The organism is Skermanella rosea, assembly GCF_016806835.2.
Lineage (GTDB): Bacteria > Pseudomonadota > Alphaproteobacteria > Azospirillales > Azospirillaceae > Skermanella > Skermanella rosea.
In genome coordinates this window covers 329259-354080 of record NZ_CP086111.1, presented here as the reverse complement: position 1 = coordinate 354080, position 24822 = coordinate 329259, and the positions used below count along the sequence as shown (strand labels likewise).

At 67.2% G+C, this 24822-nt stretch carries 26 protein-coding genes; 11 read left to right on the top strand and 15 right to left on the bottom strand.

Translation table 11 applies throughout. The features are described from left to right. Nucleotides 1-4: 4 nt before the first annotated feature. The 4 genes from rpmI to pip form a co-directional block, all read right to left on the bottom strand. A complete protein-coding gene (rpmI, locus tag JL101_RS01680; RefSeq protein WP_201074489.1) occupies nt 5-205 on the bottom strand; it encodes a 50S ribosomal protein L35 in 201 nt (66 codons plus the stop codon). Between the two features lie 290 nt (nt 206-495). After that, entirely contained in the window at nt 496-693 is a 198-nt protein-coding gene (locus JL101_RS01675) for a hypothetical protein (RefSeq protein ID WP_203096800.1), read from the bottom strand. A 128-nt stretch (nt 694-821) separates the two neighbouring features. Beyond that, nucleotides 822-1358 (bottom strand): hypothetical protein, encoded by a 537-nt coding sequence (locus tag JL101_RS01670; protein ID WP_203096799.1) that lies wholly within the window; start codon nt 1356-1358, stop codon nt 822-824. 110 nt (nt 1359-1468) lie between these two features. Beyond that, nucleotides 1469-2419: a prolyl aminopeptidase gene (gene pip / locus JL101_RS01665; RefSeq protein WP_203096798.1), complete on the bottom strand. Its 951-nt coding sequence runs from the start codon at nt 2417-2419 to the stop codon at nt 1469-1471. Between the two features lie 100 nt (nt 2420-2519). On the opposite strand from pip, the gene JL101_RS01660 reads away from it, so the two are divergent. Next, entirely contained in the window at nt 2520-3302 is a 783-nt protein-coding gene (locus JL101_RS01660) for a thermonuclease family protein (RefSeq protein WP_203096797.1), read from the top strand. A gap of 79 nt (nt 3303-3381) precedes the next feature. Here JL101_RS01660 and clpX read toward each other — a convergent pair whose 3' ends face one another. Continuing rightward, the gene (gene clpX / locus JL101_RS01655; protein ID WP_201074499.1) at nt 3382-4626 is read right to left on the bottom strand and encodes an ATP-dependent Clp protease ATP-binding subunit ClpX; all 1245 of its coding nucleotides are present in this window, start codon (nt 4624-4626) and stop codon (nt 3382-3384) included. A 406-nt stretch (nt 4627-5032) separates the two neighbouring features. Between clpX and JL101_RS01650 the strand changes: the two genes are divergently transcribed. After that, entirely contained in the window at nt 5033-6952 is a 1920-nt protein-coding gene (locus tag JL101_RS01650) for an adenylate/guanylate cyclase domain-containing protein (protein ID WP_203096796.1), read from the top strand. Nucleotides 6953-6977: 25 nt separating this feature from the next. On the opposite strand, the gene htpG is transcribed toward JL101_RS01650, so the two are convergent. After that, entirely contained in the window at nt 6978-8858 is a 1881-nt protein-coding gene (gene htpG / locus JL101_RS01645; protein WP_203096795.1) for a molecular chaperone HtpG, read from the bottom strand. A gap of 187 nt (nt 8859-9045) precedes the next feature. Here htpG and JL101_RS01640 point away from each other — a divergent pair, with 187 nt between their 5' ends. From JL101_RS01640 to JL101_RS01630, 3 genes are read left to right on the top strand one after another with little or no spacing between them, the layout of a single operon-like run. Next, a complete protein-coding gene (locus JL101_RS01640) occupies nt 9046-11586 on the top strand; it encodes a helicase-related protein (protein ID WP_323374703.1) in 2541 nt (846 codons plus the stop codon). Then, nucleotides 11583-12005 carry an RNA-binding S4 domain-containing protein gene (locus JL101_RS01635; RefSeq protein ID WP_203096793.1) on the top strand — a complete coding sequence of 141 codons (423 nt, stop codon included), beginning with the start codon at nt 11583-11585 and terminating at the stop codon, nt 12003-12005. The genes JL101_RS01640 and JL101_RS01635 overlap by 4 nt, the downstream gene beginning before the upstream one ends. 57 nt (nt 12006-12062) lie before the next feature. Beyond that, a complete protein-coding gene (locus JL101_RS01630; protein ID WP_203096792.1) occupies nt 12063-12824 on the top strand; it encodes a TerC family protein in 762 nt (253 codons plus the stop codon). Between the two features lie 24 nt (nt 12825-12848). On the opposite strand, the gene JL101_RS01625 is transcribed toward JL101_RS01630, so the two are convergent. Further along, nucleotides 12849-13466 carry a DUF938 domain-containing protein gene (locus JL101_RS01625; RefSeq protein WP_323374702.1) on the bottom strand — a complete coding sequence of 206 codons (618 nt, stop codon included), beginning with the start codon at nt 13464-13466 and terminating at the stop codon, nt 12849-12851. A gap of 152 nt (nt 13467-13618) precedes the next feature. Here JL101_RS01625 and JL101_RS01620 point away from each other — a divergent pair, with 152 nt between their 5' ends. The 5 genes from JL101_RS01620 (at nt 13619) to JL101_RS01600 (ending at nt 17383) form a co-directional block, all read left to right on the top strand. Then, a complete protein-coding gene (locus JL101_RS01620; RefSeq protein ID WP_228435241.1) occupies nt 13619-14110 on the top strand; it encodes a tellurite resistance TerB family protein in 492 nt (163 codons plus the stop codon). Between the two features lie 84 nt (nt 14111-14194). Further along, the gene (gene fdxA / locus JL101_RS01615) at nt 14195-14533 is read left to right on the top strand and encodes a ferredoxin FdxA (RefSeq protein WP_203096791.1); all 339 of its coding nucleotides are present in this window, start codon (nt 14195-14197) and stop codon (nt 14531-14533) included. Between the two features lie 337 nt (nt 14534-14870). Next, complete coding sequence (locus JL101_RS01610; RefSeq protein ID WP_201074515.1) at nt 14871-15374, top strand: CarD family transcriptional regulator; 504 nt, start codon at nt 14871-14873, stop codon at nt 15372-15374. Between the two features lie 188 nt (nt 15375-15562). Further along, nucleotides 15563-16339, top strand: coding sequence for a hypothetical protein (locus JL101_RS01605; RefSeq protein WP_228435240.1), 777 nt, complete (start codon nt 15563-15565; stop codon nt 16337-16339). Nucleotides 16340-16495: 156 nt separating this feature from the next. Next, nucleotides 16496-17383, top strand: a complete 888-nt coding sequence (locus JL101_RS01600; protein WP_203096789.1) for an RNA polymerase factor sigma-32 — start codon at nt 16496-16498, stop codon at nt 17381-17383. Nucleotides 17384-17437: 54 nt separating this feature from the next. Here the strand turns inward: JL101_RS01600 and JL101_RS01595 are convergent, their stop codons facing one another. The 6 genes from JL101_RS01595 to JL101_RS01570 all read right to left on the bottom strand — a co-directional run bounded on the left by JL101_RS01595 (nt 17438) and on the right by JL101_RS01570 (nt 23475). Continuing rightward, on the bottom strand, nt 17438-18259 hold the full coding sequence (locus JL101_RS01595; protein WP_203096788.1) for a ferritin-like domain-containing protein: 822 nt from the start codon (nt 18257-18259) through the stop codon (nt 17438-17440). A gap of 122 nt (nt 18260-18381) precedes the next feature. Then, entirely contained in the window at nt 18382-18798 is a 417-nt protein-coding gene (locus JL101_RS01590) for a F0F1 ATP synthase subunit epsilon (protein WP_203096787.1), read from the bottom strand. Between the two features lie 72 nt (nt 18799-18870). Continuing rightward, nucleotides 18871-20295: a F0F1 ATP synthase subunit beta gene (gene atpD / locus JL101_RS01585; protein WP_203096963.1), complete on the bottom strand. Its 1425-nt coding sequence runs from the start codon at nt 20293-20295 to the stop codon at nt 18871-18873. A gap of 92 nt (nt 20296-20387) precedes the next feature. Further along, nucleotides 20388-21287 (bottom strand): F0F1 ATP synthase subunit gamma, encoded by a 900-nt coding sequence (locus tag JL101_RS01580; protein WP_203096786.1) that lies wholly within the window; start codon nt 21285-21287, stop codon nt 20388-20390. 98 nt (nt 21288-21385) lie between these two features. Further along, on the bottom strand, nt 21386-22915 hold the full coding sequence (gene atpA, locus JL101_RS01575; protein ID WP_203096785.1) for a F0F1 ATP synthase subunit alpha: 1530 nt from the start codon (nt 22913-22915) through the stop codon (nt 21386-21388). Then, complete coding sequence (locus tag JL101_RS01570) at nt 22915-23475, bottom strand: F0F1 ATP synthase subunit delta (protein ID WP_201074524.1); 561 nt, start codon at nt 23473-23475, stop codon at nt 22915-22917. Before JL101_RS01570 ends, atpA begins: the two co-directional genes overlap by 1 nt. 373 nt (nt 23476-23848) lie before the next feature. On the opposite strand from JL101_RS01570, the gene JL101_RS01565 reads away from it, so the two are divergent. After that, nucleotides 23849-24178, top strand: a complete 330-nt coding sequence (locus JL101_RS01565; RefSeq protein WP_201074526.1) for a hypothetical protein — start codon at nt 23849-23851, stop codon at nt 24176-24178. A gap of 7 nt (nt 24179-24185) precedes the next feature. On the opposite strand, the gene JL101_RS01560 is transcribed toward JL101_RS01565, so the two are convergent. Both JL101_RS01560 and JL101_RS01555 read right to left on the bottom strand, forming a co-directional pair. Next, on the bottom strand, nt 24186-24482 hold the full coding sequence (locus JL101_RS01560; protein ID WP_201074528.1) for a BrnA antitoxin family protein: 297 nt from the start codon (nt 24480-24482) through the stop codon (nt 24186-24188). Nucleotides 24483-24486: 4 nt separating this feature from the next. Then, entirely contained in the window at nt 24487-24771 is a 285-nt protein-coding gene (locus tag JL101_RS01555) for a BrnT family toxin (RefSeq protein ID WP_203096784.1), read from the bottom strand. Nucleotides 24772-24822 lie beyond the last annotated feature (51 nt).

The following is a 24822-nucleotide window of genomic DNA, read 5'->3' as shown; positions in this document are numbered from 1 at the left end:
CCGATCAGGCGTTGCGCAGGAAGTTCTTCAGGATGATCTCGCCATCCTGCGGCGCGAGCACCATGGTGCCGCGCGCGTTGCGCTTCATCTTCTGGGTACGCTTGACCATGCCGTGGCGCTTGCCGGCGGCCTGGGCCTTTACCCGGCCGGAGGCCGTCACCTTGAAGCGCTTCTTCGAACCGCTGTGGGTCTTCAACTTGGACATTTCTGCTCCCAAGAACCTGGAGTGAGATATCAGAGCGGTTGGGCATGTCCGTAGGGTCCAACGACCCGGCCTCGCCGCCCGAATGAGCCGTGGGTTATAGTGGGGCGCGCGGGCGAAAGCAAGCCGGCAGTGCGTCCGCGGTCACATCCTGGAAAACGTCCCGGCGGGTGGTCGCGGCTGCGCAGTCGGCCCACGCGAGGCGGGCGACGCGTTCCGCCGGCGACAGTGTTTCAGAACCCCCGGGGGCGGCCGGCGCCGGCAGTGGCTCGCGGGACGTCACGGCTTCCCCGTCAGAAGGCGGCATCGAGGAGTCGGCGCGTCAGGCGATCGGCCGGCGGGACCGGCCGGCCAGCGCCGAACTCGCGGAGCGGCTTCGCCGATTCGAAGCCGTGGGTTTCGGGGATCGGCTCCCCCCTTGCCTCGGCCTGCGGCGATCCGCGGAAAGCTTCTTCCCGGCATGGCCTGGGAAATGCGCGGTGGTCCGACATGGGTGTTCTCCGGTCTGCATGCCCGGATGAATGATACCTGCGGAGCCCCGGCCGACTAACCCGGACGCGGTCGTATACCGCTAAAATTAGATGCATATCCGCCGAGGGCCGACGCACCGGACCGGCGGCTACTTCCCGCCGAACGGAACCGCCAGCGTGAAGTTCAGCACTTCGCCGCTATCCCCCGTCGAGGTGCCGACCTGGGCCGGATTGGTCACGTGGAAATATGTCGCCCCCAACCGCCAGTCGTTCGAGAATTCGTAGGCGGCGGCGATGCCGGTGCGGATCTCGATCTGTCCCTTGTTGGGGTCGGTCGGGTCGCGGATCTCGCCCTTGTCGGCGACTCCGGCCGCGATGCTCGGCGTGAAGATGAAGCTCTCGCCCAGCGAAAGTTCAAGGCCGATGCCGCCCTGGGTACCGCCGGGGGTGACCGCGTTGCGGTCGCTGGGCGTCAGGGCCGAGCCAGCCGATTCGGGGACGAACAGCCAGTACTTCAGCCCCAGGCCCCACTCCAGCTGGACGTTGGAGCTGGGCTCGGCCGGCTTCAGGTCGAAATAGCCGACGCCGCCGGTGATGTATTCCGGCTTCGGCTGGGTAGAGTTGATCTGGGCCGCGGCCTCGGCTGCCGTCAGGCAGAATCCAAGCGCGACCACGACTGCCATCATGCGACGCATCTGGATCACAAAGCCCCCTGTTCAGAACCGCGGGACCTAGCATATAGGCGGAAGTGTAACATCTGGTAAATGGTGCATGCGGCGATGCAATACACTCACCCTCAGGCCAGATGCTTGAATTTTTCCGTAGCCGCAACGAGGGCAGCCCGAATGCCCGGCTCCATGGCCGAATGTCCCGCATCCGGAACGATCACGTAGTCGGCTTCCGGCCAGGCGCGGTGCAACTCGTCCGCGGTGGCGATCGGGCAGACTATGTCGTACCGGCCCTGGACGATCACCGCGGGGATCCCGCGAATCCGGCCGAGGCCTTCCAACAGGCGGTTCTCCGGCGTGAACAGGTTGTTGCGGAAGTAGTGGGCCTCGATTCGGGCGAGGCCGAGCGCATGGGTATCCTCGCCGGAGGCGGAGAGGAGCTCCGGGCTGGGCAGCAGGGTCGAGCAGGCGCCCTCGTAGACGCTCCAGACCCGAGCCGCCGCCATGCGCATGCCGTAGTCGGAGCCGGTCAGCCGCCGGTAGTAGGACTCGAGCAGGTCTCCGCGCTCCTCGGCGGGCAGGAAATTGGAGAAGTTGGCCCAGGCTTCCGGGAAGATCGTCCTCATGTGGTACAGGAACCACTGGATCTCCGACCGGCGCATCAGGAAGATGCCGCGCAGCATCAGGCTGATGCAGCGCTCCGGGTGCGCCTGCGCATAGGCCAGTCCCAGGGTGCTGCCCCAGGACCCGCCGAACACGTGCCATCGCTCGATGCCCAGTTCGGTCCGGAGCTGTTCGAGATCGGCGATCAGATGGTCGGTGGTATTGTCGCGGATCTCCCCCAGCGGGGTCGAGCGCCCGGCGCCGCGCTGGTCCATGATGACGATGCGGTAGTGGGACGGGTCGAAGAAACGCCGGTGCGTGGGCGATGCCCCCGCACCCGGCCCGCCGTGCAGGAAGACCACCGGTACGCCGCGCGGGTTGCCCGACTGTTCCCAGTAGAGGGTATGGATCGCATCGACCTGGAGCAGACCGGTCTGGTATGGATCGAGCGGAGGGAACAACTCGGTGCGGGGCATAGGAGCGGGCCGTATGAAGTGGAGCGGATTGAAGTCTATGGGACGGCGCGCACCGTGGCAAAGCCGCGTTGCGCGGGCAACAGAAAACGGACCGGCCATTTTGGCGCGGGCGATCGCCCTTGCCGCCCTGCTGTTTCAGCCTTGGACCGGCACGGCTGCGGCGGACCTGCCCCGCGGCTTGGCAAAGGGGGCGACCGCGACCGTGGTCGAGGTGATCGACGGCGACACCGTGGTGCTGGATACCGGCGGCGAGGTGCGGCTGGTCGGCATCCAGGCGCCCAAGCTGCCCCTCGACCGGCCGAACTTCAAGGAATGGCCGCTGGCGCGCGAAGCGAAGGAGGAGTTGGAGAAACTGGTGCTCGACCGGCGCGTGACGCTGTCCCACGGCGGTGCCCGGGGCGACCGGCACGGCCGGGTTCTCGCCCACCTGCACACCGACGACGGCACCTGGGCGCAGGGGGAGATGCTGGGCCGCGGCCTCGCCCGCGTCTATACCTTCCCCGACAACCGTGCCGCCGCGACCGAGATGCTTGAGCGGGAGGCGGCGGCCAGGGAGGCCAGGCGAGGGATCTGGGCGCTCGGCTACTACCGCGTACAGGAGGCGGACGGCAGGGTCGGACCCCCGGACACCTACCAGCTCGTCGAAGGTACGGTCAGGCAGGTCGCGGACGTACGGGGTCGCATCTTCCTGAATTTCGGGGAGGACTACCGCAAGGACTTCACCGCCACGGTGGCGCCGAAGGACGCCCGGACCTTCACGGCGTCCGGGATGGACATCAAGTCGCTGGAAGGGAAGAAGCTCAGACTGCGGGGCTGGCTTTACGAGCGGAACGGCCCCGCCATGGACCTGACCCACCCGGAACAGGTGGAGGTGCTGGAGTGACGGCGCCACGGGCGTCCACAAGACAATGGCGGCCGGGTCTTCCGACCCGGCCGCCATTTTTCCGGAACCGTCAGGTACGTTACGCCGTACGGCGCTGGGACAGCAGGCGAAGCGGCTTGGCCTTGCCTTCGACGGCCTCGCGGTTGATCACCACGCTGTCGACGCCGGTCATGCCCGGCAGCTCGAACATGATGTCCAGCAGCACGGCTTCCATGATGGACCGCAGGCCGCGGGCGCCGGTCTTGCGCTGCATCGCCTTGCGGGCGATCGCCGCCAGGGCGTCCTCGGTGAACTCGAGGCTGACCTGCTCCAGTTCGAACAGCCGCTGGTACTGCTTGACCAGCGCGTTCTTCGGCTCGGTCAGCACCTTGATCAGGGCCGCCTCGTCCAGGTCCTCCAGGGTCGCGACCACCGGCAGGCGGCCGACGAATTCCGGGATCATGCCGAACTTCAGCAGGTCCTCCGGCTCGACCTCGCGCAGCAGCTCGCCGATGCCCCGCTCGTCCGGACCCTTCACGTCGGCCCCGAAGCCCATCACGGTGCCGCGGTTGCGCTGCGCGATGACCCGGTCCAGGCCGGCGAAGGCGCCGCCGCAGATGAACAGGATGTTGGAGGTGTCGACCTGGATGAACTCCTGGCCCGGATGCTTGCGGCCGCCCTGGGGCGGGACCGAGCAGACGGTGCCCTCGACGATCTTCAGCAGGGCTTGCTGGACGCCCTCGCCCGACACGTCGCGGGTGATCGAGGTGTTCTCGCCCTTGCGCGAGATCTTGTCGATCTCGTCGATATAGACGATGCCGCGCTGCGCCCGCTCGACATTGTAGTCGGCCGCCTGGAGCAGCTTCAGGACGATGTTCTCGACGTCCTCGCCGACATAGCCGGCCTCGGTCAGCGTGGTCGCGTCGGCGACGGCGAAGGGCACGTCGATGATGCGGGCCAGGGTTTGGGCGAGCAGCGTCTTGCCCGAGCCGGTGGGACCCAGCAGCAGGACGTTGGACTTGGCGATTTCGACCTCGCCCCGCCCGGCCCCCGCCCCGTTGGCGAGGCGCTTGTAGTGGTTGTGAACCGCTACCGCCAGCACCTTCTTGGCCTGGGCCTGCCCGATGACATAGCTGTCGAGCGTCGCCGCGATCTCCCTCGGCGACGGGGTGCCGACCGCCTTGGTGTCCCTCTCCTTGTTCTCCTCCCGAATGATGTCGATGCACAGATCGACGCATTCGTTGCAGATGAACACGGCCGGGCCGGCGATCAGCTTCACCACTTCATGCTGGCTCTTGCCGCAGAAGGAGCAGTAGAGGGTCTGGTTCGAGTGTTCTTTCGTCATATCCGGGCTGTACCTTGGTCCCTGCGAGCAACCGGAACTGCATCACGACTCGATGCGGCGAAGCGGTGTGGATTGTCCGCGTCTATCCACAATGTATGGTGCATCCCCAACAGTTAACAGTTCCGAGGTGGATTTTCTGCGTAGAAGGTTCCAGCCTGTTGCAGCACTGCACGATCATACCAGTCCTGCACACCTTTCATGCCAGCGTCAACACGACGCATGACATAGAACGCCGTTGGCCTGTAAGCGGTTCGGTAGGCCGTGGCATGCATGACACGCTAACACGCCTCCGATCGCACGCCATCATGCAAAACCTCCTCAAGCGCGGGCGGACCCGCCCAAGCGGCCGGCCGGCCCCCTACGATCGCGATTGCCGCCAGGGTCCCCACCGGGTAAGTTCCCGGCCATGACCGAAGCGGCCGACGACGCACCGACACCCTTGGTCGCTCCCCCCGCCGCCCTGATGCCGACCTCCCCGATGACCGGGCAGGCCGCCGGACGGCGCCGCCGCCTGCGTCTGCCGATCGCCGCCGTTCTCGTGGCGGGGTTCGGCACCCTGATGCTGGCCGCGGTGGCAAGCGTCCTCATCCTGGGGCTCAGCAGCGCCGGGCGCAACACTTTTGCCTTGCTGAACGACAAGGCCGACCTGGCGATCGACAACGTCGTGGTGAGGGTCCGCCACCAACTCGACCCGGCGCGCGATCAGATCACGTACCTGAACCGGCTCATCGAAAGCGGAAAACTGGATCCGGATGATCCGGAAGCCATGCGCGACACCTTGCGCGGGGCGCTGGCCGCGACACCCCAGGTGACCGGGATCGGCTTCACGCCTCTCAACCAGATAATGACGAGGGCTGGCCGAATCAACGGCGAGATGGTGGAGAGCACGCTCGACCTGTCCGCCTCGCCCGAGATGACCGCGGCCATGGCCGAAGCCAGGGACCGCCAGGGTCCTTTCTGGGTCGAACCGATGTGGTCGCCCGAGGTGAAAACGACATTGCTGACCCTGCGAATGGGGGTTCGGCGCGACGACCGCTTCATCGGCATGCTGATCGTCGGCGTCTCCATCGGCGACCTCTCGCGCTTCCTGTCGGAACTATACGTGGACGAGGGGCTCAGCGCCTTCGTGCTCTACGGCCGGGAGCACGTGCTGGCTCACCAGGCGCTGCGCTACAAGGAGTTCGACTTTTCCGACCATGGCGGCGGTTTGCCGCTGCCGCGGATCGACCAGGTCGACGACCCGGTGCTCGCCGGCCTCTGGCGCAACAGCCGACCGGCCGAGACCTTCGTGATCCCCGGCCGCAACTCGGCCAACGCGGAGGTGATCGAGATCGGCGACGACAGCCACCTGTTCCTGCTGCGCACCCTGGAGGGCTACGGCGCCCAGCCCTGGACCGTCGGCATCAACTACCGCCTGGACGAGGTCGGGGTCGAGGTCGAGCGACTGTGGACGACCGGGCTGGTCGGCTTCGGCATCCTGCTGGTGTCGGTCGGCGCCGCCCTGTGGATCGGGCGCGCCATCAGCCGCCAGATCGCCCGCTTGGCCGCTGCGGCGGCCAGCGTCAGCGCGCTCGACTTCCGAAGCGCCCCGACCCTGCCCGACAGCCGCTTCCGCGAACTGGCGAACGCGGCGGACGCCTTCAATTCCATGGTCGCCGGGCTGCGCTGGTTCGAGACCTATGTCCCCAAGGGGCTGGTGCTGCGCCTGATCCGCCGGAGCGCCCAGGGAGGCGGCACGTCGGGCCTCGTCTCGGAGGAACGGCAGGTGACCGTGATGTTCACCGACATCCGGGGCTTCAGCACCCTGGCGGAGGATCTCGGCGCCGCCGAGACGGCGGCCCTGCTGAACAGCCACTTCACCCTGCTGTCCACCTGCATCGAGGCCGAGGGCGGCACGGTGGACAAGTTCATCGGCGACGCGATCATGGCGTTCTGGGGCGCCCCGGAAGTCCAGCACGACCATGCCGCCCGGGCGCTCCGCGCGGCGCGCGCCATGGCACTGGCGCTCCGGGCCGACAACGCCAAGCGCCTCGAGGTCGGCCTGCCGGCGGTGCGCATCCGCGTCGGCCTGCACAGCGGGCCGGTGGTGGTCGGAAACATCGGCTCGGCCAGCAGGATCAACTACACGATCGTCGGCGACAGCGTGAACACGGCCGCCCGGATCGAGGAACTCGGAGCCGCGATGCAGGGCGACGCCGAGATCATCGTGCTGGTCGGCGCGACGACCGCGACGGAGAGCGGCGGCTGCGTCCCGCTCAGCCCGCTGGGTCCCCAGAGGCTGCGCGGGCGAAGCGGCCGGGTCGAGGTGTTCAGGCTGGACGCCTGAGCACCCCGACTTTCCCGGCCGGCGCCTACGCCGCCAGGCCCAGGCCCTTCTCCATCACCAGCGCCAAGCGGCGCGAGAAGGCGGCCGGATCGGGGATCGGCTCCCCTTCGACGATGCGGGCCTGGTCGAGCAGCAGCCAGGCGACGTCCTCGATATTGTCGGAAAGGCCCTCCTTCGCCGCCATGCCGGTCAGCCGGCGGATCAGCGGGTGGGTCGGGTTGACCTCCAGGATGCGCTTGGCGCCGCCGTCGAGTTGGCGATGCTGCTTCAGCAGGCGCTCCAGGTGCATGTCCATGTCACCCTCGTCGGCCACCAGGCAGACCGGGCTGTCGGTCAGCCGCTCGGAGATCCGGACGTCCTTGACCGAGTCGGCCAGGGTCAGCTTGAGCGCCGCGACAAGGCTGCCCAGGTCGTTCTCGGCGGGCTTCTCCTCGTCCTTCTTCTCGGGCTCGCTCTCGGCCTTGATCTTGGACAGGTCGGCGCCGCCGCGGGTGACCGACTTGAACTTCTTCTCCTTGTACTCGGCGACCGAGGGGATCCAGAACTCGTCCACCGGGTCGGTCAGCAGCAGCACCTCGACGCCGCGCGCCTTGAAGCCCTCCAGCTGCGGGCTGCGGCGAAGCGCCTCGATGTCGTCGCCGGTGATGTAGAAGATCGCGTCCTGGCCTTCCTTCATGCGGCCGACATAGTCGTCCAGCGAGACCAGCCCGTCGGAGCCCGTGGAGCGGAAGCGCATCAGCCTGGTCAGCTGCTCGCGGTGCTCGTAGTCCTCGTAAAGGCCTTCCTTCAGGACGGCACCGAAGTTCTCCCAGAACGACGCGTAGGATTCGGCCTGCTCGGCGTCGTCGGCCTTCTTCACGAGGTCGCCCAGCACGCGGCGGACGATGCCGGCGCGGATCTTGGCCAGCATCGGATTGTGCTGGAGCATCTCGCGGCTGATGTTCAGCGGCAGGTCCTCGCTGTCCACCACGCCGCGCAGGAAGCGCAGGTACGGCGGCAGCAGCCCCTCGGCCTCGTCGGTGATGAAGACGCGCTTGACGTACAGCTTCACCCGGTGCCGCCGGTCGGGGTTGAACAGGTCGAACGGCTTGGCCGAGGGGACGAACAGCAGGCTGGTGTACTCGATCTTGCCTTCGGCCCGCCAGTGCAGGGTCAGCCAGGGATCGTCGAAGGCGTGGCCGACATGGTGGTAGAATTCCTTGTATTCGTCGGCCGTGATCTCGTTCCTGGACCGGGTCCACAGCGCGGACGCCCTGTTCAGCGCCTGGGCGTCGGCGGCGTCGCCGAACAGGATCGGCAGCGCGATATGGTCGCTGTACTTCTGGACGATTCGCCGCAGCCGGTGCTCCTCCAGGAACTCGCCCTCGTCGGCCTTCAGGTGCAGCACGACGCGGGTACCGCGCGGCGCATCCTCCGCCTCGCTGACCGTGAACTCGCCGCGCCCGTCCGAGACCCAGCGCCAGCCCTGGCTTTCGCCCGCCTTGCGGGTCAGCACCTCGACCTTGTCCGACACCATGAAGGCCGAATAGAAGCCGACGCCGAACTGGCCGATCAGGCCGATGTCCTTCTTGGCGTCGCCGGTGAGCTTGTTCATGAAGGCCGCGGTGCCCGACCGGGCGATGGTCCCCAGGTTCTCGATCAGGTCCTCGCGGTTCATGCCGATGCCGTTGTCCGCCACCGTCAGGGTCTTGGCGTCGGCGTCGGTCAGCAGGCGGATCTTGAGGTCGGGATCGTCAGCCGAAAGTTCGGGCTGTGTCAGGGCCGCGTAGCGCAGGCGGTCGCAGGCGTCGGATGCGTTCGAGATCAGCTCGCGCAGGAACACCTCCTTCTCGCTGTAGAGGGAGTGCGCGACCATGTCGAGCAGGCGGCTGACCTCGGCCTGAAAACTGAGCCGTTCCTCGGACATTGCAGTATCACCTTCGGAAATAGGTTTGGTGCCTTGACCAGGCTGATGCGTAAGGTGCGCCAGATATGTGAAATGCCGCGAAAAGCTGCAACCCCTTCCGGCTCCGGAGCGTGACGGGCGACGACGCCCCTTGCAATGCAGCACATGAACCCCAATGCTGTCCCCTATGAGCGCAGCATCTTCTGGCGTGGCTTTCCAGCATCAGGGTCAGCACCAGGGGCGGGTTACCGCCGTTCTCGGGCCGACCAACACCGGCAAGACCTTTCTCGCCATCGAGCGGATGCTGGGGCACCGTTCCGGCATGATCGGATTTCCGCTCCGCCTTCTCGCGCGCGAGAACTACGACAAGATCGTCAAGGCGAAGGGCCGCCACGCGGTGGCGCTGGTCACCGGCGAAGAGAAGATCATCCCGCCGCGCGCCGTCTATTTCGTCTGCACGGTCGAATCGATGCCGCTGGACCGGCCGGTCGCCTTCATGGCGGTGGACGAGATCCAGCTCTGCGCCGACCCCGAGCGCGGCCACATCTTCACCGAGCGGCTGCTCCACGCCCGCGGCATGGACGAGACCATGTTCCTGGGCGCCGACACCATCCGGCCGCTGATCCAGAAGCTGGTGCCCCGGGCCGAGTTCATCAGCCGGCCGCGGTTCTCGTCGCTGACCTATGCCGGGCACAAGAAGCTGACCCGGCTGCCGCCCCGGTCCGCCGTGGTCGCCTTCTCCGCGACGGACGTCTACACCATCGCCGAGCTGATCCGGCGGCAGCGGGGCGGCACCGCCGTGGTGCTGGGAGCGCTCAGCCCGCGCACCCGCAACGCCCAGGTGGCGCTCTACCAGGCGGGCGAGGTCGATTACCTCGTCGCGACCGACGCGATCGGCATGGGGCTGAACATGGACGTGGACCATGTGGCCTTCGCCCGGCTGACCAAGTTCGACGGGCACGCGCCGCGCAAGCTGCGACCGAACGAGATCGCCCAGATCGCCGGCCGCGCCGGCCGCCACATGACCGACGGCACCTTCGGCACCACCGGCGACCTGAACGGCCTGGATTCGGAGACGGTCAACGCGGTCGAGAACCACCAGTTCGAGTCGCTCAAGGCGATCATGTGGCGGAACACCGCGCTGCGGTTCGAGAGCCCGGGCGCGCTGATCAAGAGCCTGGAGCAGCGGCCGCCCCGGCCGGAGCTGATGCGCGCGCGGGACGCCGACGACTACCTGTCGCTGGTGGCGCTGTCGCGCGACCAGGAGATAGCCTCCCTGGCGACCAACCGCGGGGCCGTGCGGCTGCTGTGGGAGGTCTGCCAGATCCCCGATTTCCGCAAGGTGCTGTCGGACGCCCATACCCGGCTGCTGTCCCAGATCTATCGCCACCTGATGACTCCGGAAGCCCGCCTGCCGGAGGACTGGGTCGCCAAGCAGGTCGCCCGGATGGACAGGACCGAAGGCGACATCGACACCCTGGTCTCGCGCATCGCCCATATCCGGACCTGGACCTACATTTCCCACCGGCCGGACTGGCTGACCGACCCGGGGCATTGGCAGGCCCAGTCCCGCGCGATCGAGGACAAGCTGTCCGACGCCCTGCACGAGCGGCTGACCCAGAGATTCGTCGATCGGCGCTCCGCCGTGCTGGCACGCACCCTGGCCGGTGGCGGTGAGCTTCTGGCCGCCGTCACGGCCGCCGGCGAGGTGCTGGTCGAGGGCCACCATGTCGGCCGGCTGGAGGGGTTCCACTTCACCCTCGACCCCGAGGTGCGGGAGGACGACGTGCGCGCCTTCATGAGCGCCGCGCGCCGGGCGCTCCGCGACGAGATCGGCCGGCGGGTCCTCCTGCTGGAACAGGCGGGGGACGACAGGATCGACCTGCGGCCCGACGGCATCCTGGCCTGGGACGGCCATCCCGTGGCGCGCCTGGGGCCGGGGACGTCGGTCCTGACCCCGGCGGTGATTCCGCTGCACGACGACCTGTTCGAGTCGGGGCAGCGCGACCGGGTGCGGGCCCGGCTCGGCCGTTGGGTCGAGGGGTTCGTCAAGGACCGGCTGGCGCCCCTGTTCAAGCTGCGCGAGGCCGACCTGTCCGGCCCGGCGCGCGGGCTGGCCTTCCAGCTTTCCGAGTCGCTGGGCAGCCTCGCCCGGCCCGACCTGGAGCCGCTGATCGCCGGCTTCAGCAAGGCCGACCGGCAGGCGCTCAACCGGCTGGGCGTGCGGCTGGCGACCAGCCAGGTGTTCATGCCGGCCCTGATCAAGCCCCGGGCGGTGGAGACCCGCGGCCTGCTGTGGGCCGTCCTGCACGGCGGCCACGCCGCGATGCCCCTGCCCCCGCCCACTCCGCCGGCCGGCCGCGTCTCGGTCGCGACCGACGCCGTGCCGCCCGGCTTCTGGGAAGCGGTGGGTTATCCGCCGATGGGACCGCGGGCGCTCCGGGCCGACATCCTGGAACGGTTCGAACGCGAGCTGTACAGGCGGTCCGGCGAAGGCCCGTTGACCGCGGCGCCCGAACTGGCCCAGATGATCGGCAGCACGCCCCAGGACCTTGAAGGCGTGCTGGCGGCCATGGGGTACCGCCGCAGGGAGGACGAGGCCGGCGCCGTCACCTGGGCGCGCGGCAAACCGCCGCGCCGCCACCAGGACCGGAAGGGCCGGCGCCGCGGTGCCGCGGCCAAGCCGCGCGCGGAGGCATCCGCCGATTCCCCCTTCGCCAAGCTGAGGCAGATCGAGTTCATGCGATGACATCGGAAGAGGATCGGGACGACGACGGGGCCGCCACCGCCCAGGAGCTGGCATCCGGCCGGCTGCGGCTCGACAAGTGGCTCTGGTACGCCCGTTTCTTCAAGACGCGCAGCTTGGCGGCGAAGCTGTGCGCGGCCGGCGCCGTCCGCATCGGCGGCGCGCCGGTCACCAAGGCGCATCACGCCGTCAGGCCGGGCGACGTGCTGACCTTCGCCCAGGGGCGCCATATCCGGATCATCAAGGTGGTCGCCCTGGGCTCCCGGCGCGGCCCGGCGCCGGAGGCACAGGCGCTGTACGAGGACCTGTCGCCGCCGGCGCCCGAGACGGCGATGGCCCGTCCGGCGGAACGCCCCTCCGGGGCCGGCCGGCCGACCAAGGCGGAACGGCGGGCGACCGAAAGGCTGCGGTCGGAATCCTGAGTCGATTCGCCGGGGCGGCGCGGAACTTACCTGCCGCTGTCCGGTTCTCAGCGCGCCATGCTAGACATCCTCGCCGATCCCCAGACCTGGGCCAGCCTGTTGACCTTGACCGTGCTCGAAATCGTGCTCGGCATCGACAACATCATCTTCATCTCGATCATGGCCGGGCGGCTGCCGCCGGAGCGGCAGGCGCGCGGACGGCAGGTCGGCCTGGCGCTGGCGCTGGTCACCCGCCTGGGCCTGCTCGCCTCGATCGCCTGGATCTCCACCCTGACCAACCCGCTGTTCACGATCGGCGAGTTCGACGTGTCGATACGCGATCTCGTGCTGATCGTCGGCGGCCTGTTCCTGCTGGCCAAGGGAACCACGGAAATCCATCACAACCTGGAGGGCGAGGACGAGGAGGCCGGGGGGAATGGCACCGCGACCTTCACCTCCGTGGTGATCCAGATCATGATGCTGGACATCGTCTTCTCGCTGGATTCGGTGATCACTGCGGTCGGCATGGCGCAGCACCTGGAAGTCATGATGGCCGCCGTCATCATCGCCGTGGGCGTCATGCTGTTCGCGTCGGGTCCCGTCAGCCGGTTCGTCAACACCCATCCCACGGTCAAGATGCTGGCGCTCAGCTTCCTGCTGCTGGTCGGCGTCGCCCTGATCGCCGACGGCCTGCATTTCCATATCCCGAAGGGCTACCTGTACTTCGCGATCGCCTTCTCGATCCTCGTCGAGTCGCTGAACCTGCTGGCGAACCGGCGGCGGCGGCGGAAGCGCGGCCTTGCCGGCCGGCCCGCCGGAAGCGCGCGCCCGGCGGAGTGACCTGCGGAACTCGGCCGGGCCGCTTCAGCCCCGCCGGAACACCACGGACAGGTTGTTGGCCGGCATCTCGATGACTTCGTCCAGGGTGAGGCCGGAGCCGGCCGCCGCCGCGCAGACCTCCTCCAGGTCGCGCACCCCCCACTCGGCGTTCTGGGCCTTCAGGGAATGGTCGAAATCCTCGTTGCTCGGCGCGGTATGGCGCCCGTCCCGCCTGTACGGGCCATAGAGATAGAGCGGCGCGCCCGTCGGCAGGGTGCGCCCCGCCCCCGCCATCAGGCCCAGGGTCGCCGGCCATGGCGAGATATGGATCATGTTGATGCAGACGATGGCGTCGGCGTGGGTGACGGGCCAGGCGCGGGCCGCGGCGTCCAGGTTGGCCGGAGCCGTGACGTTGGTGACGCCGGTCTCGGCGATCCAGGCCCGGATGCTGGCCCGGTTGTCCGGGTCCGGATCGGTCGGATGCCAGATCAGGTCGGGCAGCGAGCCGGCCAGGAAGACGGCGTGCTCGCCGCTGCCGCTGGCGATCTCCAGCACGGTGCCGGCGGCGGGAAGCACGCGCCGCAGAACGCCCAGGATGGGTTCCCTGTTGCGCTGGGTCGCCGGGGCGTGGCGGCGGTGGTCTGGGCCGGCTGCGGTCATCATGGCGAGCAGGCTAGTGCCTCCCGCACCCGAGGGCAAGGGTCAGCAGGGGTCGTCATCGTCAGGACAGTCCCCATATCTGACGGACTGCATAGTTTCGCGATACCGGCCTGGCGACGGGCCGCAAGGATGGGATTTCCGTAATGCTGGCTCGATTGAAAGCACTGTTGATGGATGCCGACGACACGGCCCGGCGGGCCGGGCGGCACTCGCACGACGAGGTGCAACTGGCGGCCGCCACGCTGCTGGTCGAGGCGGCGCGCCTGGACGACGAGTTCGGCGAGCGCGAGCGCGCACGCATCCGCGACCTGCTCGAGGGGCGCTTCTCCCTGTCGGGCGCCGAGGCGGACGACCTGCTGGCGGAGGCCGAGACGGTGACGGAGGGGCCGGCCCAGTGGCACCGCTTCACCTCCACCCTGAAAGACCGCTTTTCCGACCAGGAACGCATTCAGATGATTGAAATGCTCTGGGAAGTGGTCTACGCCGATGGTGAACTGCACGATCTGGAAGCCAGCCTCTTGCGCAGGGTGGGCGGACTGCTCTACGTCTCCGACCGCGACCGTGGTGCGGCCCGGATGCGCGTGCTTCAACGGCTGGGCATCGCCGACTCCACGCTGGAGGCGCCGACCGGAGAGAGCTCGATCTAGAGATCTCCATCTGACTGAACTGCTGCCGGCCCCCGGGACCAGGACGAAGCCCGGGTGCCTGAAGAGGATAAAGGGAAAGCGAGCATGCCCTACGTCGTCACCGAACAGTGCATCAAGTGCAAATATACCGACTGCGTCGAGGTGTGCCCCGTCGACTGCTTCTACGAGGGGGAGAACATGCTTGTTATCCACCCCGACGAGTGCATCGACTGCGGCGTCTGCGAACCGGAGTGCCCGGCCGAGGCGATCGTCCCGGACACCGAGCCCGATGCGGAGAAGTGGCTGGAGCTGAACCGGGAATATTCCCTGCAATGGCCGAACCTGACCCGCAAGAAGGACGCGGCGCCCGAGGCCGAGGAGTTCAAGGGAGCCCCGGACAAATTCGAGAAGTTCTTCAATCCCAATCCGGGAACTGGCAACTGAACGTTGGGTTGACGCGCTATTCGTCAGCCTGAAAGTTTATTCTTACGTTCCGCCATGCAATTCCCGCAGGTCCGCCATCGTGCGACCGGCGGGAGCTTGCTTATGACCAAGACGTTATATCTTTGTAACGCCCTCCTCACTTCCTATATAATGGCGGCCCTAGGCCCGGTCGCTTTCGCGCGCGTCCCGGGCTTGCGATGCTCCAGGCTCGGATTGCCTATTCGTCGGCCCCTAAACGTCATAGGGGCCGGTGGATGGCGCTTCAGCCTTTCGTTGTCCCGAGGCATCCGGCCGGGACAGCCGGGTGCCAGCGAGCGTGAAGTGAGAGCCAACAGGAATGATGAACAAGCTTGAGTTCACGGCCGGTGATTTCGTCGTCTACCCGGCCCACGGGGTCGGTCGTGTCGAGGGAATCGAAACGCATCATATTGCCGGCCAAACCGTAACGCTTTACGCCATCACCTTCGAAAAGGAGCGCATGACGCTGAAGGTACCGGTGGGTAAGGCCAAGGACTCAGGTCTCCGCCGCCTCAGCTCCAAGGACCGGATCAAGGTCGCGTTGGAGACGCTCCAGGGCCGCTCGCGCGCCCGCCGCGCCATGTGGAGCCGCCGCGCCCAGGAATACGAGGCCAAGATCAATTCCGGCGACCCTGTCTCGATCGCCGAAGTGGTGCGCGACCTTTATCGCGGCAGCGACCAGCCCGACCAGTCCTACAGCGAGCGCCAGATCTATCAGGCGGCACTGGAGCGGCTCGCCCGGGAGTTGGCCGCCGTCGAGAAGATCGACGAGATGAAGGCCACCGAACGGCTCGAGGCCGTCCTGACCAAGGCCGCCGCCTGAGCTGCGTGGAGGCTGGGGGCCGGGGATCGCAACAATCCCCGGCCACTCCCTTTTATCGGCTTTTGCTGGGCACGCCGGGCGCCTAAACTCCGGCCATAGTCCATGCCGGACCGGAGTTGCGTTTACGCGTCCTGATGTCAGACAATCAGAAATTTGCAGATATCGGCCATCCCAAACGGATCTGGGCCGTGGGTGCCGTCCATGGCGAAGTCGACCGTCTGGCGGCATTGCATGCCGACATCGGTCGGCGGTTCACGCCTGGCGATCGGCTCGTCTATACCGGCAACATGATCGGCCGGGGTGCCGCGGTGCGGGAAACGATGGACGAGTTGCTGTCGTTCCGCCGGGCCCTCATCGCGATGCCCGGCATGCTGGCGGAGGATGTCGTCTATCTCCGCGGCGCCCAGGAGGAGATGTGGCAGAAGCTGCTCCAGCTCCAGTTCGCGCCCGATCCGGCCGTCGTCCTGAGCTGGATGCTCCGGCAGGGCGCCGACGCGACCCTGAGTGCCTATGGCGGCAACCCGGACCAGGGCTTGGCCGCCGCGCGTGACGGGGCCGTCGCGATCACGCGGTGGACCAACAGCCTGCGGGGCGCCATGCGCGGGCATCCCGGTCACGAAAACGTGATGAGCGCGTTGCGCCGCGCCGCCTACACCAGCCAGCCCGGTGCCGGGCCGGCCGAACGCATCCCCGTGGGCGTCCTGCTGGTCTCCTCCGGTATCGAGACCTCCCGGCCGCTGGGAGCCCAGGGCGACACCTTCTGGTGGGGCGGTACCGGATTCGGGCGCATCGACCAGCCCTACGACCAGTTCCGCCGCATCGTCCGCGGGTATGACCCGGGACGGGGAGGTATCCAGGCTGGTGACTTCACGGTCACCCTGGATGGCGGATGCGGTTTCGGCGGCCCGTTGGTCTGCGGCTGCCTGGCCGCCTCGGGGGAGATCCTGGAGCTGATAGAGGTCTGAAGCGTCGTCCTGCCGGCTGAAAAAACTTCCTTCCCGATGTGATCCGGGTCCGTCCCGGCTGCGTATCTGAAGCAACCGACGGCACCCGCCGGTGTTGACCCTCATGGACAGGGCCATCGCCGAGGTCGCGCGTCCATCAGGGGGAAGGACAGGACGATGGCTCATATCGATGACCCGGAAACACAGCGGGCCAATCTGACTTTCATCAAGGCCTCGATGCGGGAACCTCTCCTTTCCCGCGACCACGAATTCGAACTGGCACGCAACTGGCGGGAAGACGGCAACGAGTCGGCACTTCACGATCTCGTCCGCGCCTATACCCGTCTGGTCGTCTCCACCGCGTCCCGCTTCCGGAACTACGGCCTGCCCATGGGGGACCTGGTCCAGGAGGGCAATGTCGGCCTGATGCAGGCCGCCGCCCGGTTCGAGCCGGACCGCGAGGTACGGTTCTCGACCTATGCCGCCTGGTGGATCCGCTCGGCCATGCAGGACTATATCCTGCGCAACTGGTCGATCGTGCGGACCGGTACCACCGCCGCCCAGAAGAGCCTGTTCTTCAACCTGCGCCGCCTGCGCGCCAAGATCGAGGACGCGTCCAGCAACGGCGCCCTGACCCAGGCCGGCCGGGTGAAGATCGCGACCGAACTGAAGGTCGAGGTCCATGAGGTGGAGGCGATGGAGATGCGCCTGAGCGGCGCCGACCAGTCGTTGAACGCCCCGATCAGCGACAGCAGCGAGGACGACTGGCAGGATTTCCTCGCCGACCAGCGTCCCAGCCCCGAAGACGTCGTGATCGGCATGCGGGACAGCAACACACGCTCCAAGTGGCTCGCCGAAGCCCTGGGCGAGCTGAGCCCCCGCGAGCGGACCATCATCGCCCAGCGTCGCCTGCGCGACGACGGAGCCACCCTGGAGGAGTTGGGCAAGGAACTGGGCGTCAGCAAGGAGCGCGTCCGCCAGCTCGAGCACCGCGCGATGCTCAAGCTCAAGGAGTCCATGATGCGCCGGGTGGAACTGTCCAGCGACCTTCTCCTGGAGATCTGATCGTTCCACCGCCCCGGCGAGCGTCGGGTCTTTCGGCCCGACGCTCGCCGGGGTTCAGGCCGCTTCCTTGGTCAGCTTCTTCAGCCTGCTGTCCAGATACCACCAAGCCATCCGCGTGGCCGCCCGGTACAGCGTGGTGTGGGGCTTCAGGCCGACCGCCTTGAAGATCATCGCGACGCCCCGGTCCACATGGGTCGGGCGGTAATAGGCATAGGCCCGGCGCATATAGGCACGGGTGTTGGTCTCGCGGTCGTAGGGCGCGTCGGAGCCGTTGGCCGCGTAGTAGGCATAGGCGAGCTCGTCGTCCTCGGACTCGTTGATCCGGCCCAGCGCGATGCGCAGCCGGGACAGCCGGCCAAGGTCCTCCCGCTCCATGTAGCGCTTGAGGTGCTGGTAGAACAGCTTGTAATGGCGGAGTTCGTCGGTCGCGATGCGCCGGCAGATCTCCTTCAGCACAGGCTCATCGGTGGCATCGCCCAGGGCCGTGTAGTAGGAGCTGGTGCCGGTCTCGACCATGCAGCGGGCGATCAGTTCGCCGCTGCGCGATCCACGGACCGATTCCGTCGCTTCCAGCTTGATCTTGTAGCCGTCGGTGAACCGCCTGAAGGCGTCCTCAAGGGAGAAGGAGGGGTCGACGATCTCGGCCCAGCGGCCGAGCGCGGCACCATGCTGGACCTCTTCCTCCGCCCAGTCCCGGGCCACCTGCTGGAACTCGGGATCGTCGTTGAAGACGTTGCACAGGTAGGTCGCGTAGTCCCTGCCGTTGTACTCAACGAGAGCCGCGGCCTTGATGATCTTCAGGATCTCCGCATCCGCTTTGGAACGATCGATCCGGTCCCAAGGAAGATCCTCCAGCGTCCAGTGTTGATAGCCCATTCTTCCCCAAGCCGACGTTTGTTGACCCTGAAAGACCGATGGCCCGGCCTTGGCGGCCAGGCCATCGATATCAGGTCTGCAGATTATCCCTCTGTGCGCGTTTTACAACGCCAGAGCGGGCATCAGTGCGCGGTGGTGCCGGTGATCGCCTCGAGCTTGGCGCGGGCGACCGCCAGACGGCCCTCCGCCGCGGCGCGCTCGCTGTCCGACTTGGCGTCCTCCACGTCTTCGCCCACGTCCCTGACCTCCTGCTCGACCGCGGCGCGGTCCAGTTCGCTCAGGTTGGTCGCCTGCTCGGCCAGGACGGTGCAGCGGGTCTCGGTCACCTCGGCGAAGCCGCCGGCGACGAAGATCCGGTCGACGACCCGGTCCCCCTCGAAGATGTCGATGACGCCGGGGCGCACCGTGGTGATCATCGGCGCGTGACCGGCCAGCACACCGAAGTTACCCTCGCCGCCCGGCACCACGACCATGTCGACCGGCTGGGAGACCAGCAGCTTTTCCGGCGAAACCAGCTCGAACTCGACTTTGTCGGCCATGGATAGCTCTCGTTCCTGAGTTAGGCGTCAAACAAGGCGAAGGGGCGGTCGAGCCCCTTCGGCCTTCGGTACTTACGCGGCCTCGGCGGCCATCTTGCGGGCCTTCTCGACCGCTTCCTCGATCTTGCCGACCATGTAGAAGGCGGCCTCGGGAAGATGGTCGTACTCGCCGTTGACGATGCCCTTGAAGCCCTTGATCGTGTCTTCCAGGCTGACCAGCACGCCCGGGGTGCCGGTGAACACCTCGGCGACGTGGAACGGCTGCGACAGGAAGCGCTGGATCTTGCGGGCGCGGGCGACGACCAGCTTGTCGTCTTCCGACAGCTCGTCCATGCCCAGGATCGCGATGATGTCCTGCAGCGACTTGTAGGTCTGCAGGACCTTCTGGACCGAGCGGGCGACCTGGTAGTGCTCATCGCCGACGACGCGCGGGTCGAGGATCCGGCTGGTGCTGTCCAGCGGGTCCACGGCCGGGAAGATCGCCATTTCGGCGATCGAGCGCGACAGCACGGTGGTGGCGTCCAGGTGGGCGAACGAGGTGGCGGGCGCCGGGTCGGTCAAGTCGTCGGCCGGCACGTAGATCGCCTGCACCGAGGTGATCGAGCCCTTCTTGGTGGAGGTGATGCGCTCCTGCAGGGCGCCCATGTCGGTCGCCAGCGTCGGCTGGTAACCCACCGCGGAGGGGATGCGGCCGAGCAGCGCGGACACTTCCGAACCCGCCTGGGTGAAGCGGAAGATGTTGTCCACGAAGAACAGCACGTCCTGGCCTTCCTCGTCGCGGAAATACTCCGCCAGGGTCAGGCCGGTCAGGCCGACGCGCGCGCGGGCGCCCGGCGGCTCGTTCATCTGGCCATAGACCAGCGCCACCTTGGAGCCCGGGCCGTCGGTCTTGATGACGCCGCCCTCGATCATCTCGTGGTAGAGGTCGTTGCCCTCGCGGGTCCGCTCGCCCACGCCCGCGAAGACCGACACGCCGCCGTGCGCCTTCGCGACGTTGTTGATCAGCTCCATGATGGTGACGGTCTTGCCGACGCCGGCGCCGCCGAACAGGCCGATCTTGCCGCCCTTGGCGTAGGGCGCCAGCAGGTCGATGACCTTGATGCCCGTGACCAGGACCTGGGCTTCGGTCGACTGGTCGACGAAGTCCGGGGCGGAGCGGTGGATCGGGAGGGTCGAGGTGTTGCCGACCTCGCCGCGCTCGTCGATCGGCTCGCCGATCACGTTCAGGATGCGGCCCAGGGTGGCCGGGCCGACCGGCACCGAGATCGGGCTGCCGGTGTCGGTGACCGACTGGCCGCGGACGAGGCCGTCGGTCGTGTCCATCGCGATCGCGCGGACGGTGTTCTCACCCAGGTGCTGGGCCACTTCGAGCACCAGCGTCTTGCCCTCGTTCTGGGTATGCAGGGCGTTCAGGATCGCGGGCAGGTCGGCTTCGAACTGGACGTCGACGACCGCGCCGGTGATCTGTGTGATCTTGCCGATGGCATTGCTGGGCATGGCGTTGCTCGGCGTAGTGCCGGTCTGGATTGCAGCAGTCATGTGGGTTCGCTCCCTCGGAACCAGATATCAGTGTCGGACGCTTGCAGACCTTAGATCGCCTCGGCACCGGAGATGATCTCGATCAGCTCCTTGGTGATGACGGCCTGGCGGGTCCGGTTGTAGGTCAGCGTCAGCTTGTTGATCATGTCGCCGGCGTTGCGGGTGGCGCTGTCCATCGCGGTCATCCGGGCGCCCTGCTCGCTGGCGGCGCTTTCGAGCAGCGCGCGATAGACCTGGATCGACAGGTTCTTCGGCAGCAGGTCGGCGAGGATCTGGTCCTCCTCCGGCTCGAACTCGTACAGCGCCTTCGCCTCGCCCTGATCGGCGGCCTGGGTCCCGGCGGTCTCGCCTTCCGGCATGGCGAACGGGATCACCTGCTGGACGGTGACGACCTGGGTCATCGCCGACTTGAACTTGTTGTAGATCACCGACGCCACGTCGTACTCGCCGGCATCGAACAGCTCGAGCACCTTGGCGGTGATCATGTCGGCCTCGGCGAACGACAGCCGCTTGCGCCCGATATCCTCGTAGGACTGGATGACGCTGTTCGGGTTGGTCCGGCGCAGCTGGTCGCGGCCTTTGCGGCCGACGGTCAGCACCTTGACGGTCTTCCCCTCGCTTTCGAGCCGGGCGATCTGGCGCCGCGCCTCGCGCACGATGGTTCCGTTGAAGCCGCCGCACAGGCCACGGTCCGACGTGATGACGACCAGCAGGTGCACGTCCTGCTTTCCGGTACCGGTCATCAGCTTCGGACCTTCGCCGTTGCTCGACACGTTGGCGGCGAGCGACGCGAGCATACGGCCCATGCGCTCGGCGTAGGGACGGCCGGCCTCCGCCTGTTCCTGCGCGCGGCGCAGCTTGGAGGCGGCGACCATCTTCATGGCGGCCGTGATCTTCTGCGTCGACTTGACGCTGGAGATACGGTTTTTAAGGTCCTTAAGGCTTGGCATTCGAGGCCTTCATCACACCGGGGGTTGGAGCCCTGCCTTCCTGATCCCCGATGCGACCCCCGGAACACCGGGGGTCGCATCCAGGGACCGCTTCGAGCTTAGACGAACACCTTGGAGAAGTTGTCGAGGAAGCCCTTCAGCTTCTCCTCGGTCTCCTTGGAGAGCGCCTTCTCGGTGCGGATGGCGTCGAGGATGTTCGCCCCCTTGGAGCGGACATCATCCAGCAGCCTGGCTTCGAACCGGTTGACGTCCTCGACCTTGACCTTGTCGAGGTAGCCGCGCACGCCGGCGAAGATCGAAACCACCTGCTCTTCCACCGGCAGCGGCGAGAACTGGCCCTGCTTCAGCAGCTCGGTCAGGCGGGCGCCGCGGTTCAGCAGCCGCTGGGTCGAGGCGTCCAGGTCCGAGGCGAACTGCGCGAAGGCGGCCATCTCGCGGTACTGGGCCAGTTCCAGCTTGATGGTGCCGGCGACCTGCTTCATCGCCTTGATCTGCGCGGCCGAACCGACGCGGCTGACCGACAGGCCGACGTTGATGGCCGGGCGGATGCCGCGGTAGAACAGGCCGGTCTCCAGGAAGATCTGGCCGTCGGTGATCGAGATGACGTTCGTCGGGATGTAGGCCGACACGTCGCCGGCCTGCGTCTCGATGATCGGCAATGCCGTCAGCGAACCGGCGCCCTTGGCGTCGTTCATCTTCGCCGCACGCTCGAGCAGGCGGGAGTGCAGGTAGAACACGTCGCCCGGATAGGCTTCGCGTCCCGGCGGACGGCGCAGCAGCAGCGACATCTGGCGGTAGGCCACGGCCTGCTTGGACAGGTCGTCATAGACGATCAGCGCATGCATGCCGTTGTCGCGGAAGAACTCGCCCATGGCGCAGCCGGTGTAGGGCGCCAGGAACTGCAGCGGCGCCGGCTCCGACGCGGTCGCGGCGACCACGATCGAGTATTCCAGCGCGCCGGAGTCTTCCAGCGTCTTCACGATCTGGGCGACGGTCGAGCGCTTCTGGCCGACGGCGACATAGATGCAGTAGAGCTTCTTGCTCTCGTCGTCGCCCTGGTTGATGCCCTTCTGGTTCAGGAAGGCGTCGATGGCGACGGCGCTCTTGCCGGTCTGGCGGTCGCCGATGATCAGCTCGCGCTGGCCGCGCCCGATCGGAACCAGCGCGTCGATGGCCTTCAGGCCGGTCTGCATCGGCTCGTGCACCGACTTGCGCGGGATGATGCCGGGCGCCTTCACCTCGACGCGGCTCATGACCACGTCGGTCAGCGGGCCCTTGCCGTCGATCGGGTTGCCCAGGCCGTCCACGACGCGGCCCAGCAGGCCGCGGCCGATCGGAACCTCGACGATGGCGCCGGTGCGCTTGACGACGTCGCCTTCCTTGATGTCACGGTCGTCGCCGAAGATCACGACACCGACATTGTCGGTCTCGAGGTTCAGCGCCATCCCCTTGAGACCGTTGGGGAACTCGACCATCTCGCCGGCCTTGACGTTGTCGAGGCCGTAAACGCGGGCGACGCCGTCGCCGACCGAGAGGACCTGGCCGACTTCGGCGACATCCGCCTCATTCCCGAAATTCGCGATCTGTTGCTTGAGGATCGCGGAAATCTCCGCGGCGCGGATTTCCATCAGCCAACCCCTTTCATGGCGATTTGCAGCTTGTTCAGCTTGGTGCGCACGGAGCTGTCGACCATGCGCGAACCGACTTTGACGATCATGCCGCCGATCAGGGACGGGTCGACGGTGACCCGGACCTCGATCTTGGACCCCATCTGGGCCCTGAGGGCATCTGTGAGGGCCTGGACCTGGGGATCGGACAGGCGGTATGCCGAGGTCACGTCGGCGGTCATCTGACCGCGGCGGCGCGCCAGCTCGGCAAGGTAGCCGTCGATCATGCCGCGCAGCGCGAACAGCCGGCGGTTCTGGGCGACCAGCCCGACGAACCGCTGCGTCAGCTCGGACACGCCGGCCTGGCGGAGGAGAGCGCCCATCGCCCGGCTCTGGTCGCCGCGGGACAGCACGGGGCTGCGTACCATACGGTCCAGTTCGGGACTTTCGACGAGCATCTGCTTGATGGCGGCCAGATCCTGGGCGACCTGGTCCAGCGCCTTGTTTTCGTCCGCAAGCTCAAACAGGGCAGTCGCGTATCGCCCTGCCAGCCCGGATACTCCTGTACCTTCGGATGCCACGCGGTACCTCGGTTCGGTCCATAGACCTTGTTGATTTTTAGGGCCTTGGAGGAGAAGACATGCGTCGGGCAGGCCCCCTCCCCTGACGGCGAGCGGTCACATAACACAGGGAGCGGGTGCGCGCAACCGACTCAAATCCAGCAAAACCGGGCAGTTGGGGCCGAAACACCCCCGGCTTTACCGTTCCGCGGGCGGCACCGGCCGGCCTGCGACACTAAGGCCGGGGAGCGGAGGCGATCCGGACCGCGATTAAGCGCTAATTAACTTTGGATGCGCATCTTTGGGGGTGCCGCCGGCTGGCGGTGCGGCAACCGGTCCCGCCGGTATCGCCCTTCGGATTTTCCCTCTGATCACGCCTCCGGATCACCTGACCATGACCGTCGTCGCCTTCAGCCTGGCCCGCTTCACCCCGGCCGACCTTGCGGAATTCTACGAGATCGCCCGGCCGCGCATGGAACGCGGGCTGTGGGCCGGCGTGTCCCGCCAGACCAGCCCCGAAGGCGACCTGCTGCTGGTCACCTTCCCCCATCTGGACCGCCCCGTCTTCCGGTTCGAGCGCGACCGTCGGGGAACCTATACCCTGTGGTTCCACGACCGCCAGGGCTGGCACAGCATCGGCAGCGGCTCCACCTCCACCGAGTGCCTGTCGATCTGGCGCACCCGTCCGGCCCGCGTCCCGGCCCCGGCGCTGCGGGAGGCTTGAAGGCGGCTCAGCGGGACCGGCCGCCGTTCCGCTGGCTTTCCACGAAGGCGCGCAGCACGGCGTTCATGCGGCTCTGCCAGCCGCGCCCCTGGGCCTTGAAGAAATCCACCACCTCGGCGTCGTAGCGCACCGTGACCTGGCGCTTGTTCTCGCGCGACGGCAGGGGAAAGGGAAAGCCGGGCACGGACAGTTCCTCCCAGTTGTCCGGCACCGCCAGATCGGGATCGGAAGCGATCTGGGCCTCGATCTCTTCGTCGGTATCCTCGCGCGACCAGTCGGTTCGATCCTCGCCCCTCGCGATCATCGCGTCAATTTCCGATGCGGTATACCGCACGGTATCGTCTCTCTTCACCATACCTTGCCCTCCTGGCGGAAATGATCCGGATACGCTCTTCCCGGATCGTCCAGACCACGGCAAAAAACTTGTCCTCGATCCGGCAGACACTGACCCACCGCTCTTCCGCGCCACGGGCCGAAAGATAGACGACCACCGGTCTTCCATCGAAAAGCTCGCGCATGCGCAGAAAGTCCACCCCACGCGCTTCAAGCGTCGCTTGCCGCTTAGCCTCGGACCACTCGAATTCCAGGTCCATGACGCCTCGCGTGTAGTTGCATTGTAGTTACAAGCAGGGCCGAATCGCAAG

Coding starts and splice junctions, on each gene's coding strand:
- JL101_RS01635 (WP_203096793.1), top strand. CDS start 11,583: ATGACATCGGAAGAGGATCGGGACGACGACGGGGCCGCCACCGCCCAG.
- fdxA (WP_203096791.1), top strand. CDS start 14,195: ATGCCCTACGTCGTCACCGAACAGTGCATCAAGTGCAAATATACCGAC.
- JL101_RS01625 (WP_323374702.1), bottom strand. CDS start 13,466: ATGATGACCGCAGCCGGCCCAGACCACCGCCGCCACGCCCCGGCGACC.
- pip (WP_203096798.1), bottom strand. CDS start 2,419: ATGCCCCGCACCGAGTTGTTCCCTCCGCTCGATCCATACCAGACCGGT.
- JL101_RS01565 (WP_201074526.1), top strand. CDS start 23,849: ATGACCGTCGTCGCCTTCAGCCTGGCCCGCTTCACCCCGGCCGACCTT.
- JL101_RS01580 (WP_203096786.1), bottom strand. CDS start 21,287: ATGCCAAGCCTTAAGGACCTTAAAAACCGTATCTCCAGCGTCAAGTCG.
- JL101_RS01630 (WP_203096792.1), top strand. CDS start 12,063: ATGCTAGACATCCTCGCCGATCCCCAGACCTGGGCCAGCCTGTTGACC.
- JL101_RS01675 (WP_203096800.1), bottom strand. CDS start 693: ATGTCGGACCACCGCGCATTTCCCAGGCCATGCCGGGAAGAAGCTTTC.
- rpmI (WP_201074489.1), bottom strand. CDS start 205: ATGTCCAAGTTGAAGACCCACAGCGGTTCGAAGAAGCGCTTCAAGGTG.
- clpX (WP_201074499.1), bottom strand. CDS start 4,626: ATGACGAAAGAACACTCGAACCAGACCCTCTACTGCTCCTTCTGCGGC.
- JL101_RS01555 (WP_203096784.1), bottom strand. CDS start 24,771: ATGGACCTGGAATTCGAGTGGTCCGAGGCTAAGCGGCAAGCGACGCTT.
- JL101_RS01650 (WP_203096796.1), top strand. CDS start 5,033: ATGACCGAAGCGGCCGACGACGCACCGACACCCTTGGTCGCTCCCCCC.
- JL101_RS01600 (WP_203096789.1), top strand. CDS start 16,496: ATGGCTCATATCGATGACCCGGAAACACAGCGGGCCAATCTGACTTTC.
- atpD (WP_203096963.1), bottom strand. CDS start 20,295: ATGCCCAGCAATGCCATCGGCAAGATCACACAGATCACCGGCGCGGTC.
- JL101_RS01590 (WP_203096787.1), bottom strand. CDS start 18,798: ATGGCCGACAAAGTCGAGTTCGAGCTGGTTTCGCCGGAAAAGCTGCTG.
- JL101_RS01670 (WP_203096799.1), bottom strand. CDS start 1,358: ATGATGGCAGTCGTGGTCGCGCTTGGATTCTGCCTGACGGCAGCCGAG.
- JL101_RS01560 (WP_201074528.1), bottom strand. CDS start 24,482: ATGATCGCGAGGGGCGAGGATCGAACCGACTGGTCGCGCGAGGATACC.
- htpG (WP_203096795.1), bottom strand. CDS start 8,858: ATGTCCGAGGAACGGCTCAGTTTTCAGGCCGAGGTCAGCCGCCTGCTC.
- JL101_RS01610 (WP_201074515.1), top strand. CDS start 14,871: ATGATGAACAAGCTTGAGTTCACGGCCGGTGATTTCGTCGTCTACCCG.
- JL101_RS01595 (WP_203096788.1), bottom strand. CDS start 18,259: ATGGGCTATCAACACTGGACGCTGGAGGATCTTCCTTGGGACCGGATC.
- atpA (WP_203096785.1), bottom strand. CDS start 22,915: ATGGAAATCCGCGCCGCGGAGATTTCCGCGATCCTCAAGCAACAGATC.